The organism is Niabella terrae (genome assembly GCF_054783135.1).
In genome coordinates, this window is record NZ_BAAGRD010000014.1 from 74,133 (window position 1) to 88,845 (window position 14,713).

The following is a 14,713-nucleotide window of genomic DNA, read 5'->3' on the forward strand; positions in this document are numbered from 1 at the left end:
TTATAGGCCGCCTTAAATCTCAAATTCTCTTATCTTCGCGGCAAAAGTTTTACAATGAATCTTCATGAATATCAGGCCAAAGAGTTATTAAAAAAATATAATGTTCCGGTACAGGAAGGTTATGCGTGTAGTTCTGTTCAGGAAGCCGAAGAGGCTTACCGAAAAATCAAGACTGATTCCGGCAGTAAGTTCGCCGTTATCAAAGCGCAGATCCATGCCGGTGGACGCGGTAAGGGTGCCATCAAGGAAAATGGCACGAATGGCGTGAAAGTCGTGAAGTCCCTGGAAGAAGTTGCTGAGATTTCCCAGGCTATATTGGGTGGTACGCTGGTCACGGTTCAAACCGGTCCTGCAGGAAAAGTCGTCAATAAGATTTATGTCGCCCAGGATATGTACTATGACGGACCTTCAGAACGTCAGGAATTTTACCTCTCCATCCTGCTGGACAGAAGCAAAGGCGAGAATGTAATCATGTACAGTACGGAAGGTGGAATGAATATCGAAGATGTCGCTCATGACAGTCCCGAGAAAATTTTTAAGGAGTGGGTACACCCTTCTGGTGGTCTGCTGCCCTTCCAGGCACGCAAAATCGCCTTTAACCTGGGCCTGAAAGGAGAAGGTTTCAAAAACTGCGTCAAATTTGTGACCAATTTATACAATGCCTATGTAGGACTGGATTGCAGCATGTTGGAAATTAATCCCTTGTTCAAAGCAGCTGATGACAAAATTATTGCCGTTGACTGTAAAATGAATCTGGATGATAATGCCAGCATCCGCCATGCTGACCTGGCTGCCCTCCGTGATATTACGGAAGAAGACCCCACAGAAGTGGAAGCAGGCAAATACAACTTAAACTTTGTGAAACTGGACGGCAATGTAGGTTGTATGGTAAACGGTGCCGGACTGGCCATGGCTACTATGGACATGATCAAACTCAGCGGAGGTGAACCCGCCAACTTCCTGGATGTGGGCGGTACGGCCAATGCACAAACGGTGGAAGCCGGTTTTAAGATCATCTTGAAAGATCCGGCAGTAAAAGCCATCCTGATCAATATCTTTGGCGGTATCGTCCGTTGTGACCGTGTCGCTGCGGGCGTGATTGAAGCTTATAATAATCTGGGGGATATCAATATCCCGATTATTGTTCGCCTGCAGGGAACGAATGCTGCAGAAGCGAAAAAACTCATAGATGAAAGTGGTCTGAAAGTACAGTCTGCGATCTTGCTGAGTGAAGCCGCCGACCTGGTGAAAGCAGCCGTTGCCTAAAATAAGCTTTTCAAATTTGAAACAAGATATACTACCCGCCGCTCCGACGGGTATTTTTTTGTACGGGGCTGCCTGGCAGAATTGCAAATCCGTCCATCAACAAGTGCTAAATAGAATCTAAAACTGATTTAATGCCCTTTTTTTCGGGATCGCAGGCTAAAAACAGCAACGCCGGCAAGAACTTGCCGGCGTTGGTTTCCTATATGGAAATAAAATTGAAATCTGTTAACCGATAACGCGCAGTTTCAATACGCCTTCGATGCCTTTTATTTTTGCCAGTACGTCTTCACCTACAGGCGATTCAATATCAGCAATGGTATAAGCATAGTCGCCGCGGCTCTTATTGATCATGTCTTTGATGTTGACATGACTTTCTGCCAGCGCGGTAGAAATCTGGCCCAGCATATTCGGGATATTTTTATGTGCAATGGTAATCCGGGCGCCACCGCCATATGCCAGGGCACAATTCGGGAAGTTCACGGAATTCTTGATATTCCCTGTTTCCAGATAGTTCTTGGTCTGACGGGCGGCCATTTCAGCGCAATTGTCTTCAGACTCAGGAGTGGAAGCACCCAGGTGCGGCACTGCAATGACGCCTTTCTGGTTAATCATCTGTTCGTTTGGAAAATCCGTCACGTAAGTACCGACTTTTCCGGCGGCGATGGCTTCCAGGATATCGGCATCGACAATCAGTTCACCTCTGGACAGATTGATGATCCGGACGCCATCTTTCATTTGCGCAAAGGCTTCCTTATTGAGCGTGCCTTTGGTTTCCGAATTATAAGGCACATGCAGGGTAATATAGTCGGCGTTCTCATAAATTGTCTTCAGGTCGTTGGCCTTACGTACCGCTCTGGAAAGTCCCCAGGCTGCATCTACTGAAATATACGGATCGTAACCCAGCACTTCCATGCCCAGACCGGCGGCTGCATTGGCGATCAGTACCCCAATAGCACCCAGGCCAATAACGCCCAGCGTTTTGCCTTCTATTTCGGGGCCTACAAACTGAGATTTCCCTTTTTCTACTTCTTTGGCTACATTTTCTTTCAGGCCGTTGGTCCAGTTGATACCGTCAACGATTTTTCTGGAAGAGATCAGCATCGAAGCAATGACCAGCTCCTTAACTGCATTGGCATTGGCACCGGGTGTGTTAAACACCACAATCCCTTTTTCCGCGCATTTATCGATAGGAATATTATTGACACCGGCCCCCGCACGGGCAATACTCAGCAGGGACTCGGGAAACTCCATTTCATGCATGGAAGCACTTCTCAGCAATATCGCATCAGGTGCCGCTGTATCATCTATAACTTCATATCCTTCTCCGAACTTTTCCAACCCTGATTTGGCAATTTTATTCAGGGTTTTAATCTTATAACTCATTTTTTGTGTTTTATGTGTATGACAGAAAGGGCAAACATCGTCAGGCTGGATTATTTATTATCCAGTTCAAATTGCTTCATGAAATTTACCAGTTGCTGTACGCCTTCCTGAGATATCGCATTGTAGATACTTGCGCGCATACCACCGACGGAACGGTGGCCTTTGAGCTGTACAAAACCGGCACCTGCCGCTTCTTTGATAAACTTAGCATCCAGTTCTTCATTACCAGTAACAAAGGGCACATTCATAATGGAACGGTCAGCACCTTTTACCGTGCTTTTAAACAATGAAGACCCATCCAGGTAATTGTACAAAGTGGCGGCTTTTTCATTATTTATTTTTTCCATGGCGTCCACACCTCCCTGTTCTTTCACCCAGCTCAGCACCAGACCCATCAGATAAATACCGAAAGTAGGCGGTGTATTGTACATGCCGTCGGCATCAATATGTTCTTTATAGTTAAACATGGTCGGCGTAATCTCCATGGCGTTACCAGCCAGGTCTTCACGTATGATGACAACCGTGACACCCGCAGGACCCAGGTTCTTCTGCGCGCCCGCATAGATTAGACCAAAACGGGAAACATCATAATTTTTGGAAAGGATGTCTGAAGACATATCACCAACCAGAGGCACCGCACCTGTATCCGGCAGTTCAGGGTAACGGGTTCCGTAAATGGTATTATTGGTGGTGATATGGAAGTAATCTGCATCCTTGTCAAAAGAAGCGGTATCCAGTTGTGGAATATAATTGAAGAGCTGGTCTTCGGAAGAACCAACCACATTCACCGTTCCATAACGCTTGGCTTCCTTGATCGCTTTTTTTGACCAGGTACCGGTATTCACAAAATCCGCCTTTTTATTCTTATTCATCAGGTTCAGCGGTACCATTGCGAACTGAGAAGAAGCACCACCCTGTAAAAACAGTACTTTGTAGTTTTCAGGAATATGCATCAGCTCCCGCAGCGTTGCTTCAGCTGCATCCTTTATGCCCATAAAATCCTTCGATCGGTGGCTCATCTCCATCACACTCATTCCGGTAGTTCCGTAATTCAGTAATTCACTTTGAGCTTTTCTTAAAACGGCTTCGGGCAATGCAGAGGGACCTGCAGAAAAATTGTAAACTCTTTCCATTATATAATGTTGGTTTAATTAACAGAGGCGCAAATTTAACCTTATCGGCTCTATAAACCATCATGCGCTGTCCTTTTTTAGCGGGTTATGCACAACCGGTGCATAAATCGGCAGGTTTCAGTAACCCTAAACCAACAGCCGTTAGTCTGCCCGGAAGCCCGAAAATCTTATTTTTGTCTGAATGAATCCCGCTCCGAAAGAAGTCGCCGCTTTGCTGAGCCTGATTGAAGATCCGGATCAGGAAGTTTATGAAGCCGTTTGCAACCGCATTATCGCTTACGGCACCCCTATGATACCCGACCTGGAAGGTCTCTGGGAACAAACCATCGATGGCGAAATCCAGGAGCGCATTGAATCGCTAATCCACCGGTTACATTTCACAGCACTCAAAGAAGATTTTATTCAATGGTCACATTCCGCACACCACGAGCTGGTACCCGCCACTTTGCTGGTAGCCAAATTCATGTATCCTGATCTGCATTCAGCCAAAGTGATCCAGGACATCGACCGTTTACGACGCAATATCTGGATTGAGATCAACAATTATCTCACACCACTCGAACAGGTGAATGTCATCAACAGTATCCTGTACAATTATTTCGGACTGAAGGGGCAGCCCACGGATCCCGAGAAACCCAATCTGTTCCTGATTCCCCATATCCTGGAATCCAAAAAAGGCAATCAGAGCGGCAACGGCGTATTATATCTGCTGCTGAGCGAGTTGCTGGATATTCCGATACGATTGATTCCGGTACCTGGTCAGTTCGTACTTGGTTTTTTTAAGCCCGAAGCGTTGGCAGCGCCTGAAAAACTGCACCTGAATATAGAATTCTTTATCGATCCGACTTCGGGACAGCCTTTTACCCACAACGATCTGCATAATTATCTCAACCGATCTGAAATTCCAGTGCAGCCTGAATTCTTCAAAGCCCGCAGCAATAAACAGGTCATCGAGCATCTCCTGCTGGACCTTTCGGTTTGTTTCTCGGCACCCGCAAAAAAATACCTGCTGGATGAAATACAGGAACTGGTCGAAATCCTGAGAAGCTGATAGGCTGCAAGGATTTGTTAAAAATCCCTATCCCGAAGCTTTTCCTTACGAAGGAAATCGTAAATTGCAAAAAATGCCTTTAATGATGCAGGAATCCAAATCCTTAAAACCCACGGAGAGCGAACTGGAAATTTTACAGGTGCTCTGGGCCCGTGGCAATGCGACGGTAAGGGAAGTTCACGAACAACTGACCGTAACCAAACAGGTGGGTTATACAACCACGCTTAAACTGATGCAGATTATGCATGATAAAGGACTGGTCCACCGGGACGCCAGCGTTCGCACGCATATCTATAAAGCATCGGCCAATAAAGAACATACACAAAAGTTTTTACTGAATAAATTCATCCGCAACCTCTTTGGCGGCTCCTCTTCAGAACTGGTACTGCAGGCCCTGGGTAACAGCGAGGTTTCCCATGAAGAACTGGATGAAATACAGTCAATGATCGACAGCCTTAAAAAGAAAGACTGAACATGAACGATAGCTTGCAACATATCGGTTATGCCCTGGGCTCAGCCATACTGAACAGTTTCTGGCAGATGGGACTTTTATGGCTATTGGTGAACCTGACCAGCCGGCTGCATAAGAAGATTTCCACCGGCGCGCTCAGCAACCTGAGTTTTGTAGCATTAATGACCGGGCTGTTGGCCTTCGCGGGCAGTTTCTGTTTGGCGCTGTACAGTCAGCCGGAACAGGGCCTGAAATTTGCTTTCTGGCGAGTGGATGCATTGAGCCGCATCCTGAACTATACGGCGCTGCTGTATCTGGTACTGCTGATCCTGCCCGTAACCAGGTTGTTTCAGGGTAGCCGGCAATTATACAAGTTGCGGTATACCGGCCGCAGCCGGGTGCCGGGACATTTAAAGATATTTCTGTTGAATGCTTCTAATTACCTGGGGATTAAGCGCCGGGTACAGATTTTTCTGTCTACGCAGGTGAGCTCGCCATTGACACTCGGCTGTCTGCGCCCGGTCATTCTGTTGCCGGTCTCCCTGATTACACAGCTAAGTCCTTTGCAATTGGAAGCCCTTATACTCCACGAATTGGCCCATATCCGCCGCAATGATTACCTGATTAATTTTTTAACTCAGGTCGCCCTGACCCTGCTGTATTTTAATCCCTTTGCCCGGGCGCTGACCCGGACACAGCACCTGGAAAGGGAGAAGGCTGCCGACCACTGGGTCCTACAATTTGAGTATAACAACCATATGTACGCATCTACCCTGCTGCAGCTGGTTCGGGAGAAAATATCAGGGAAGGGATTGCTGGCTGTAGCTGCCACAGGGAATGCTTCTCCCCTCTACCACCGCATCGAATGGATCATGGGAAGAAGACAACGCAGGGGCCCGGCTGCATCCAAAATATGGGGGGCAGGACTGAGCAGCCTGCTGCTTTGCTGTCTTTGCCTGCACCTGAATCAACCGGTACATAATGGTTCCTTTACCGATACTTTAGCCCAACATCCACCCCGGGTAATTCACCTGGTACCCGTACCCGCTACCGCCATGCTGCCAGTGGAACTGCCGGTACAGGCCACCAGGATTTCGGTAGTCCATACCGTAAAAAAGAAAAAGGCAGCGGCTGCTACATCACAGGAAAAGACAAGGACCGAACCTTCCGCCAACAAACAGGCGCCGGCAACGGAAACCGAAAAGCCGCCAGTACCCCAATGGCCCGGCCGAGAAATTCCTGAACCCGGAACAGCAGTTATTAGTTTTATCAGCCATACCGCGACAGGAGCGCCGATATTGTCCGCACAACAGGAACAGCAATTACAGCGAAGTCTTCAGGCAGCCCGCAGGGTGATCGCCGAAGCCCGCTGGAAACAAATAGCCGTTTCACTGGGTAATGCTGTAAGCCCGCAGCAAAAGGCAGCCCTGAAGGCCTCTTTTATCTCAGCATGTATGTCTACTGCATTGTCTGAAGAAACGACGGCCCTGCTCCGGACGCATTTCAACGAAATTGACTGGGAAAAAGTCAACAGGAATCTAGTGGTTGCCTTAGGTGAGATACGTCTGGATAGTCTGCATCATCAATACCTCTCCGACCTTGAGCAATTACGCAGCGACCGGAAAACGGCGCAGCAGCACCAGGAAAACAGTCGTGATTCCCTGAAAACAACATCCACGCAAGTAGATACGCTTAGCCAAAAAATAGCGGTCGTTCATCAGCAATTGGTTCAGGTGGACAGCCTTCGCCGCCAGAAAATCGTAGAGCTCTAGCAACCTATTTCACATGTTAACAGAAATCCGTTTCAACCGCCGTCAATATGCTGCGTTGCAGTTCCGCGCCGCTTAACTCCCCCCGCATGCCTGCTGACCTGCTAAAACGGGTCATGTACCATCCAGGTACGCACATAAAATCAACACACGTGACCCGACGACAATTACTACCGGTAGGCCAATCTGCTTTCGCAATTCACCGGATTTAACCTTTTTCAGATTTTTTGTAACCTTTCCTTTTTTCGTCTACTCTAATAGATAGATAATGGCGTTCAGGTACAAATGTTAATCGTTCATGACTTCCCCCTTACAGAAGGGGCATGCAGTCCAAATACCCGGCAAATGAACTATCCGAAACCATGACCAAAGTTTTTAAGTACCTGGATGAAGAGCCGGTGTCGTTAAAACCCCTACTGCGCTTACGGAAATAATCTCCTTCCCGGCTGCATCAGGGCTGATTTGTAAAACACACGCAATTAACAATTAAAAAACAAACAAAATGGAAGCAAAAAATTCACAACAGACACTGAAACAAACATTCAATCTTCTAAAGTACAGTTTTGTCATTGTTCCCATTGTCGCGGGCGCTGATAAATTCACCAACCTGCTTACCGATTGGGAGCAGTATTTAAACCCCACCATTGCCGGGCTCCTGCCCTTTTCTGGCTCGACCTTCATGATGATTGTAGGTATTATAGAAATAGCCGCGGGTATTATTGTCCTGAAAAAATCCGAACTTGGAGGCTATATCGTAGCAGGATGGCTGGGCCTTATTGCGCTAAGTTTATTGATCGGCTTCAATTATGTTGACGTAGCAGTACGTGACCTGGTCATGGCAATTGCAGCTTTAGCAATGGCAAAATTATCCAAAATCCTGGAATAAGGTTATGGCCCAGTATCAAAATTTTACCGAAGCAGAAGTCATCGGCCGTGTGCTTGACGGTCAAAAAGCGCTCTATGAAATTATTGTCAGGCGCTTTAATCCCTATCTATACAAAATCGGGAGGTCCTATAATTACAATCACCAGGACACCCAGGATTTAATGCAGGAAACCTTTATCGATGCGTATAAAAATCTCCGGCAATTTGAAGGGCGCGCCAATTTTAAAACCTGGATTATCCGGATAATGATGAACAACTGTTATCGGAAAAGTGAAAAGGCGAGTTTTAAAAATGAAATTATGCAGGATGCAAACGAAAGCGCAACCCCGATGTTTAGTAATGAAAATGAGGGCACCGACAAGCGCGTCCAAAACCGCGAGTTGGGGCAAATTATCGAAAAAGCACTTGTAAAAATTCCGTTTGACTATCGAATCGTCTTCTCGCTCCGTGAAATCAATGAACTGAGCGTTTCAGAAACCGCCGAAACATTACACATTAGCGAATCAAATGTAAAAGTCAGATTGAACAGAGCCAAAACCATGTTACGCAGAAATTTAGCGACCGCTTATGCTGCCAGGGAACTATTTGATTTCAATTTGGTGTACTGTGATCCAATCGTAGAAAACGTAATGAAGAAAATTAATGAACTTGGTTAAGACCGAATTGAAAACTCAATACATCCCGCTTCCAAAACAATTGTAATAGACGATTTGCCACTGAAAGACCTTTTGGGTTGATCCCCAGGAACACGCTCCAGATTTCGATTGGGGATAGTTCAGTCTGTTGCCCGATGCACAGGGCGTGAATCAGGAAGAAACTCAGTTTGCCCATCGAATGAAGAAAGAGAAGAAGCATAAAAGGCAGACGGTTGTAAAACATTTGATAAGACCGTAGATAATACATCAGTTAATTATCAAACCTGCAGTTGGAACAGGTTTTGATAATGTAAACGAATAACCAGCTAACCAGACTTTAATTTGCAGCAACGGAGGCCGCTGGTCTATCCGGAAACACATTAGAAAAATTTGGGTACATTTGACTTGTCAATTCAGTTCACTTTATGCAGATTACCGCAGACAACAAGTTCAAGAAACTAATCGTCATCGGCGACCGGGTATTGATCAAGCCCTTGAAACCAGACGAAAGAACGGCCTCCGGCCTTTACCTGCCTCCCGGGGTACAGGAAAAGGAACAGGTGCAACAAGGCTATGTGATCAAGACCGGACCGGGTTATGCAATTCCGGTACCGGTGGAAGATGAAGTCTGGAAAACAGAAGAAGAGCAGGTAAAATACGTCCCCTTACAGGCCCGTGAAGGAGATCTGGCCATTTTTCTGATTAGTGGTGCCACTGAAGTACAGTATGAAAAAGAGAAGTTTTTTATCGTCCCGCAGGGGGCAATTCTGATGCTTGAGCGGGAAGAAGATCTGTAAACTCAAAAATGCTATATCATGAAAGGATTCAGAGGGAACATTGAAAAATTAACCGTCGAAAACAGCGATTTCAGACATGTACTATATACCGGCAAGCATCTGCAACTGGTACTAATGACCATTGAGCCTGGTTCTGAAATTGGCGAAGAGGTTCATGACGAAAACGATCAGTTTTTTCGGTTTGAAGCTGGAACCGGTATCGTGCTCATCGATGGCAATGAGTTTGAAGTCAAGGACGGCGATGCCGTCATCATACCCGCAGGCGCCCGCCATAATGTAGTCAATAAAGGCAGCGATCCCTTAAGGATGTACACCCTCTACGCTCCTCCTCATCATAAGGATGGCATCGTTCGGGCTACCCGTCAGGAAGCCCTGGACAACGAAGAAGATTTTGACGGTACGACAACCGAATAAGGATCTGAAATTTCGGGATTATCATGGCCGCACCCGTTTTTTCAGGTCGCTTACTTCCAGGTTCATCATCCTGCCGACGCGACGATCCCCCTTATAAGTAATCACTCTGAGTCGTGAAGCGTCTTTGGGTATGAGCAACGGCTCGGTGTATTTGGGATAATAATTGTCCGGCGGTGAATTATCAAAACTATAATGGATATCCAGTCCCGCTATTTCCGGGGTAAGCGTTACACTATAGCGCAGGGAATCCAGTTTTTTGACCGTAACAGACGGGTCGTACATCGAAGGTGCATAATTGATGCCTGCCTGACGGAACCGCTTAAAATGTTGTTCCGTCTTGGTTACAAAATGGTTCCAGTCTTTTTTATTTTCAGGTGACCATAAAGATTCCGCGATGGCAAAACCTCTTGGCCAGGTCATGTACTCGGCATAACGGATATTATAGATCTGCTCGGTCCATAAATTGGCCTGTCCGCCCAGGATATACTTCGCGTTCGCCCCTTTGGGAATCGGATTGAACTGATAGGCCTTATTCAATCGCAGTGTCGCATAAACCGGCGCTTCCAGGGAGGCATCGCCCTGCATATAGTCAATATAGGCAAAGCTGGTCGGACTCATAACTACATAATGTTGCTGATTGGAAGCTTCGATACCCGCCTGTTCGCCCCGCCAGCTCATGATTGCGGTACTGGAGGATACGCCGCCTTCCAGCAGTTCATCCCAGCCCATCATTTTCTTGCCTTTCTTTTGTACAATTTTCTCGACACGTTTCTCAAAATAGGATTGTACCTGTGGGATGGTCTTAAGATTTTCTTTCTTCATCAGGGCCTGCACCTGCGGATTCTTTTCCCAGAAATTATGGGGTGCCTCGTCACCGCCCAGATGAATGTATTCAAAGGGAAACAAAGCCGCTACTTCGGTGATCACTTTATCCATAAACTGATATACTTTCTCATTGGCCGGGCAAAGGGTATTATCCACCAGCGCGATAGGAGGCGCACCATGGGACCAGTCCATAATCGCTTCGCCCGAACGTACATTGTACTGGTCGGCACCTGGTGTGCAGGAAAGTTCCGGATAAGCCGCTATGGCTGCCAGACTGTGACCGGGCACATCTATCTCGGGTACGATCTCGACAAATCGCTCCTTGGCATACCGAATCAGCTCCCGGATCTGATCCTGGGTATAGAATCCACCATAATCCTTGGGCTCATCCGGTAAGGGCTTAGAAAAATTACCGAAAGTACCCGTCTTGTTGACCCTCCAGGCACCTACCTCAGTCAACTTTGGCAGGCTCTTGATTTCCAGTCTCCAGCCCTCATCGTCTGTCAGATGAAAATGCAGGCGATTGTATTTATACTGCACCATGGCATCGATATACTGTTTTACTTCATCCAGGGTAAAGAAATGTCGCGACACGTCCAGCATCAGACCGCGCCAACCTACTTTCGGATAGTCCAGGATTTCCACTGCCGGAATATTCCAGTTCCGTTGTTTTACTTTCTTTTCGCTTTGTATCTGTGGTGGCAAGAGTTGTAGCAGACTCTGGACCCCATAATAGATGCCGGCCGGCTGGTTGGCACGGACGGTAATTTTATCCTTATCGACCAGGAGCCGGTATCCCTCCTTTCCCAACTGATTGTCGGTTGTTTTATTCAGTTCCAGCAGGATCTGTGCGTGAGCAGCCGGACCTGATTTCACCTGGAAACCGGTGGGCGCAGATAAACGTTGGGTCAGCAATTCAACACTGGTCGCCAGTTTGCCTGCACCATCTGCGGCGATAGTAATCTGTTCAGGCAATTGAAAGTGCCCGTCCCCCAGCTGAATGGATACCGGTTCCGGTATTATGGCAGGTGCTTTTTGAGCGGATGCCAGCAGGGCAATACAAAGCAGGGGTGTAACAAGCAGTGAATAATAGATCGTCTTCATATAGAAAGAATTTTAAGCATTTGCAAAGCTTTGAAGATACTGATTTTACGCCAATAGCACCGCATACAATGGCTGTCCAGCGGTCGGGAACCGGATAAAAATCCCTTTCGGGCTTTGGGCCTGAAACGGGAACGATCAGTTGCCTTTCATTCAATTCTCCTGAGCATTTAAATTGCATTGCATCCCGGATCGGGCTTAAAGTAGTCAATTGCCTGCTTTTTGTATTTTTATGCCCGTCATCAATTACCCTACTATGAAATCTTACAGCTTGCTCCTACTGGTGGTTCTAATCGGTCACAGTTCCGTCGCTCAGACCGAGGGTCCGGACAGAATCCGTAGTTACCGCAAATACCTGAAAACGGTAATGACCCAACCGCAGATGAAAATGACCGAACTAAAATCCCTGGCACCCGGCATCGTCTACGATTTCAGGTATGCCACTATTCATAATTTTATGCATCGCCAGATGTACCGGCCGGCAACCCAAAAGACCTATATGCGCCAGCCGGCTGCAGCTGCTATTGCCCGTATTCAGGAGACAATTGGCAAAAAGGGACTGGGTCTTAAAATCTTTGATGCATACCGCCCCTGGTCCGTGAGCCTGGCTTTCTGGCAATTGCTGCCCAACAGTCTCTATGTTGCTAATCCTGCCCATGGCAGCAATCACAACCGGGGCACAGCCGTTGACCTGACACTGATCGATCTGAAAACCGGAGCGGAACTGCCCATGGGTACCGGATTTGATAATTTTACCGATAGTGCCCACCATAATTTTAGGGCGCTTCCGGACAGCATATTAAGCAATCGGCAGCTACTGAAAACTACCATGGAATCCTTCGGTTTTAAGGCTTTGGAAACAGAATGGTGGCATTATACCTATCGTATGACACCCCCGCCGGATATACTCGATATCCCTTTTAAAAAATTCCGCAAATGAGACGATACTAAGTTGTGCTATCGGTTGTCGGTCTTGCAGTAGTTGGTTTAAAAAACAAATATTGCAGCAGGAGGGCAATCAGCCATACCAGTAGTGCACCGATCACATTCAGCCACAAAAATCCGAGCGCAATCCATTTAAGTTCGCTGGCCAGAAATAAGGCAATGATAAGGCCCTCCGTAATTACCGCCGCCAGGAAACAGGCTTTCCCCTGAACTTTTTTCGCATAAAAGGCCACCAGAAAAACGCCCAGAATGGTTCCATAAAAAAGCGAACCCAGTTTATTTACTGCTTCAATCAGGCTGTTGGCCCTGTTGGATACCAGCATGGCAGCGATAATACAAAATACACCCCATAGCAGGGTATATAATCGCGATAGCCGGAACTCCCGATCCGGATGTTCCCCCGGTCTGTAGCGTCGGTGAAAATCCACCATGGTGCTGGAAGCCAGGGAATTGATGGCTGCAGCAATACTGCCCCAACTGGCCAGAAAGATCATCGCGATAACCAGACCCACCAGGCCAGTAGGCAGGTAGTCGGTTACAAAACGCAGAAATATATAATTGGTATCATTGGCGTCGCCACCATTTGCTTTAACCAGTTCTTTAACGCTGGCCCTGATGCCGTCCACGCTGGTTTGCAACTCCCGCATCCGGGCTACGGCGGTTGCTGAGCCATTCTCGACATAGTCATTCAAATAGACCAGCTTTTCGGCCTCAATCGCATCCAGCTGCTGTTCCAGGTTGGCAAGTTGTCCGCTGTAGGGGGATTGTTCCAGGCGTTCGAGTTCAAACCGGTTAAAAAATGCCGGCGCACTGAAGAACTGATAAAAAGTGAAGACCAGTACCCCCAGCAACAGGATCAGAAACTGCATCGGTATTTTTACAACGCCGTTCATCAACAGCCCCATCCTGCTTTCCCGCAGGGATTTACCGGTAAGATAACGCCCCACCTGGGACTGATCCGCGCCAAAATAAGACAACAGTAGAAAGAATCCGCCGATGATCCCGCTGAAAATATTGTAGCGGTCTCCCCAGTCAAAACTTCCGTTTTCAAAACCGGTGGTTATGACATTGAATTTACCCATTTTCCCGCCCACTTTGACAGCTTCTGTAAAACTGACCTGCCCGGGCAGGTGACGAACGATATAATAACCCGCCAGAAAAAGGGCTGCCATGATTATGACAAACTGCAGTTGCTGGGTATAGGCGACGGCCCGGGCGCCTCCAGAAACCGTGTAAATAATTAACAGGCCGCCCATCAGTATATTGGTCAGGTAAATATTCCAGCCGAATAATACCGATAGGATGATGGAAGGCGCATAGATACTGATGCCCGTGGAAATCCCCCGCTGTATCAGAAAGAGCAGCGATGTAAAGGTCCGGACCCTGCCGTTAAACCGCTTTTCCAGAAATTCGTAGGCGGTGTAAACCTTCAATTTTGAAAATACGGGCAGAAAGGAAATACAAATTACTATGGCAGCCAGTGGCAGTCCAAAATAATACTGTACAAAGCGCATGCCGTCGGTATAAGCCTGCCCGGGCGCTGAAAGAAAGGTAACGGCACTGGCCTGGGTGCCGATAATACTCAACAGGATGATGTACCAGGGCAGGCTGCGATTGGACAGAAAATACCCGTCCAGGTCGCGGGTACTGCGGCTCTTATAAATACCATAAATGATAATTACAAGTAAAGTCAGCACCAGTACAATCCAGTCCAGTGGTTTCATGACAACTTGCCGGTTAAATAATAAAAGAGACTGATCCAAAGGACCAGACTGGCAATCACCAACCAGTACCAACTGCTCCAGGACCGGAACAAAGGTGGTCGCTGGTCATCTTGTTGTTCTTCCATGGCCTATCGTTTTATCCGTAAATTATTGACAAAGACAATACCCAAACCGATGATCAGTCCCAGCATCAATCCCAAACGAACTCTTTTAATCAGGGAACCGACGATCAGGCCGATCACGATGGCCGCCATAAATGCAGCTTCTCCCCTGCGAATATCAATAAAAGGTTTCTTTTTATCCTTCATACGGTCTTGGATTTTATGCATTCAAC

15 protein-coding genes are annotated in these 14,713 nt (G+C 47.2%); 9 read left to right on the forward strand and 6 right to left on the reverse strand.

All coding sequences use genetic code 11. From position 1 onward, the window contains the following. Positions 1-54 precede the first annotated feature (54 nt). A complete protein-coding gene (gene sucC / locus ACYVI9_RS14485) occupies positions 55-1,266 on the forward strand; it encodes an ADP-forming succinate--CoA ligase subunit beta (protein ID WP_460765654.1) in 1,212 nt (403 codons plus the stop codon). Between the two features lie 225 nt (positions 1,267-1,491). Here sucC and ACYVI9_RS14490 read toward each other — a convergent pair whose 3' ends face one another. Both ACYVI9_RS14490 and serC read right to left on the reverse strand, forming a co-directional pair. Beyond that, positions 1,492-2,649 carry a phosphoglycerate dehydrogenase gene (locus ACYVI9_RS14490; RefSeq protein ID WP_460765657.1) on the reverse strand — a complete coding sequence of 386 codons (1,158 nt, stop codon included), beginning with the start codon at positions 2,647-2,649 and terminating at the stop codon, positions 1,492-1,494. A gap of 50 nt (positions 2,650-2,699) precedes the next feature. Beyond that, a complete protein-coding gene (serC, locus tag ACYVI9_RS14495; protein ID WP_460765660.1) occupies positions 2,700-3,782 on the reverse strand; it encodes a 3-phosphoserine/phosphohydroxythreonine transaminase in 1,083 nt (360 codons plus the stop codon). Positions 3,783-3,963: 181 nt separating this feature from the next. Between serC and ACYVI9_RS14500 the strand changes: the two genes are divergently transcribed. The 7 genes from ACYVI9_RS14500 (at position 3,964) to ACYVI9_RS14530 (ending at position 9,784) form a co-directional block, all read left to right on the forward strand. Then, positions 3,964-4,833, forward strand: a complete 870-nt coding sequence (locus ACYVI9_RS14500; RefSeq protein WP_460765663.1) for a transglutaminase family protein — start codon at positions 3,964-3,966, stop codon at positions 4,831-4,833. Positions 4,834-4,906: 73 nt separating this feature from the next. After that, positions 4,907-5,305: a BlaI/MecI/CopY family transcriptional regulator gene (locus tag ACYVI9_RS14505; RefSeq protein ID WP_460765666.1), complete on the forward strand. Its 399-nt coding sequence runs from the start codon at positions 4,907-4,909 to the stop codon at positions 5,303-5,305. A 2-nt stretch (positions 5,306-5,307) separates the two neighbouring features. After that, a complete protein-coding gene (locus ACYVI9_RS14510) occupies positions 5,308-7,056 on the forward strand; it encodes a M56 family metallopeptidase (protein ID WP_460765668.1) in 1,749 nt (582 codons plus the stop codon). Between the two features lie 499 nt (positions 7,057-7,555). Continuing rightward, positions 7,556-7,939, forward strand: a complete 384-nt coding sequence (locus ACYVI9_RS14515; protein ID WP_460765672.1) for a hypothetical protein — start codon at positions 7,556-7,558, stop codon at positions 7,937-7,939. Between the two features lie 4 nt (positions 7,940-7,943). Beyond that, positions 7,944-8,594 carry a sigma-70 family RNA polymerase sigma factor gene (locus tag ACYVI9_RS14520; protein ID WP_460765674.1) on the forward strand — a complete coding sequence of 217 codons (651 nt, stop codon included), beginning with the start codon at positions 7,944-7,946 and terminating at the stop codon, positions 8,592-8,594. A 404-nt stretch (positions 8,595-8,998) separates the two neighbouring features. Continuing rightward, positions 8,999-9,370, forward strand: a complete 372-nt coding sequence (locus ACYVI9_RS14525; protein ID WP_460765677.1) for a co-chaperone GroES — start codon at positions 8,999-9,001, stop codon at positions 9,368-9,370. Between the two features lie 18 nt (positions 9,371-9,388). Beyond that, a complete protein-coding gene (locus ACYVI9_RS14530; RefSeq protein ID WP_460765680.1) occupies positions 9,389-9,784 on the forward strand; it encodes a cupin domain-containing protein in 396 nt (131 codons plus the stop codon). Between the two features lie 21 nt (positions 9,785-9,805). Here ACYVI9_RS14530 and ACYVI9_RS14535 read toward each other — a convergent pair whose 3' ends face one another. Continuing rightward, complete coding sequence (locus tag ACYVI9_RS14535; protein ID WP_460765683.1) at positions 9,806-11,713, reverse strand: beta-N-acetylhexosaminidase; 1,908 nt, start codon at positions 11,711-11,713, stop codon at positions 9,806-9,808. A 253-nt stretch (positions 11,714-11,966) separates the two neighbouring features. Here ACYVI9_RS14535 and ACYVI9_RS14540 point away from each other — a divergent pair, with 253 nt between their 5' ends. Next, complete coding sequence (locus ACYVI9_RS14540; protein WP_460765686.1) at positions 11,967-12,650, forward strand: M15 family metallopeptidase; 684 nt, start codon at positions 11,967-11,969, stop codon at positions 12,648-12,650. A gap of 7 nt (positions 12,651-12,657) precedes the next feature. Here ACYVI9_RS14540 and ACYVI9_RS14545 read toward each other — a convergent pair whose 3' ends face one another. From ACYVI9_RS14545 to ACYVI9_RS14555, 3 genes are read right to left on the reverse strand one after another with little or no spacing between them, the layout of a single operon-like run. Continuing rightward, positions 12,658-14,379: a sodium:solute symporter family protein gene (locus ACYVI9_RS14545; protein ID WP_460765689.1), complete on the reverse strand. Its 1,722-nt coding sequence runs from the start codon at positions 14,377-14,379 to the stop codon at positions 12,658-12,660. Continuing rightward, positions 14,376-14,504, reverse strand: a complete 129-nt coding sequence (locus ACYVI9_RS14550; protein WP_460765691.1) for a hypothetical protein — start codon at positions 14,502-14,504, stop codon at positions 14,376-14,378. The genes ACYVI9_RS14545 and ACYVI9_RS14550 overlap by 4 nt, the downstream gene beginning before the upstream one ends. A 3-nt stretch (positions 14,505-14,507) precedes the next feature. Continuing rightward, positions 14,508-14,708 carry a hypothetical protein gene (locus ACYVI9_RS14555; protein WP_460765693.1) on the reverse strand — a complete coding sequence of 67 codons (201 nt, stop codon included), beginning with the start codon at positions 14,706-14,708 and terminating at the stop codon, positions 14,508-14,510. Positions 14,709-14,713: the final 5 nt, after the last annotated feature.

Excerpts from the sequence above, each read along its gene's own strand:
- sucC (WP_460765654.1), top strand. The coding sequence starts at position 55 with ATGAATCTTCATGAATATCAGGCCAAAGAGTTATTAAAAAAATATAAT.
- ACYVI9_RS14490 (WP_460765657.1), bottom strand. The coding sequence starts at position 2,649 with ATGAGTTATAAGATTAAAACCCTGAATAAAATTGCCAAATCAGGGTTG.
- serC (WP_460765660.1), bottom strand. The coding sequence starts at position 3,782 with ATGGAAAGAGTTTACAATTTTTCTGCAGGTCCCTCTGCATTGCCCGAA.
- ACYVI9_RS14500 (WP_460765663.1), top strand. The coding sequence starts at position 3,964 with ATGAATCCCGCTCCGAAAGAAGTCGCCGCTTTGCTGAGCCTGATTGAA.
- ACYVI9_RS14505 (WP_460765666.1), top strand. The coding sequence starts at position 4,907 with ATGCCTTTAATGATGCAGGAATCCAAATCCTTAAAACCCACGGAGAGC.
- ACYVI9_RS14510 (WP_460765668.1), top strand. The coding sequence starts at position 5,308 with ATGAACGATAGCTTGCAACATATCGGTTATGCCCTGGGCTCAGCCATA.
- ACYVI9_RS14515 (WP_460765672.1), top strand. The coding sequence starts at position 7,556 with ATGGAAGCAAAAAATTCACAACAGACACTGAAACAAACATTCAATCTT.
- ACYVI9_RS14520 (WP_460765674.1), top strand. The coding sequence starts at position 7,944 with ATGGCCCAGTATCAAAATTTTACCGAAGCAGAAGTCATCGGCCGTGTG.
- ACYVI9_RS14525 (WP_460765677.1), top strand. The coding sequence starts at position 8,999 with ATGCAGATTACCGCAGACAACAAGTTCAAGAAACTAATCGTCATCGGC.
- ACYVI9_RS14530 (WP_460765680.1), top strand. The coding sequence starts at position 9,389 with ATGAAAGGATTCAGAGGGAACATTGAAAAATTAACCGTCGAAAACAGC.
- ACYVI9_RS14535 (WP_460765683.1), bottom strand. The coding sequence starts at position 11,713 with ATGAAGACGATCTATTATTCACTGCTTGTTACACCCCTGCTTTGTATT.
- ACYVI9_RS14540 (WP_460765686.1), top strand. The coding sequence starts at position 11,967 with ATGAAATCTTACAGCTTGCTCCTACTGGTGGTTCTAATCGGTCACAGT.
- ACYVI9_RS14545 (WP_460765689.1), bottom strand. The coding sequence starts at position 14,379 with ATGAAACCACTGGACTGGATTGTACTGGTGCTGACTTTACTTGTAATT.
- ACYVI9_RS14550 (WP_460765691.1), bottom strand. The coding sequence starts at position 14,504 with ATGGAAGAACAACAAGATGACCAGCGACCACCTTTGTTCCGGTCCTGG.
- ACYVI9_RS14555 (WP_460765693.1), bottom strand. The coding sequence starts at position 14,708 with ATGCATAAAATCCAAGACCGTATGAAGGATAAAAAGAAACCTTTTATT.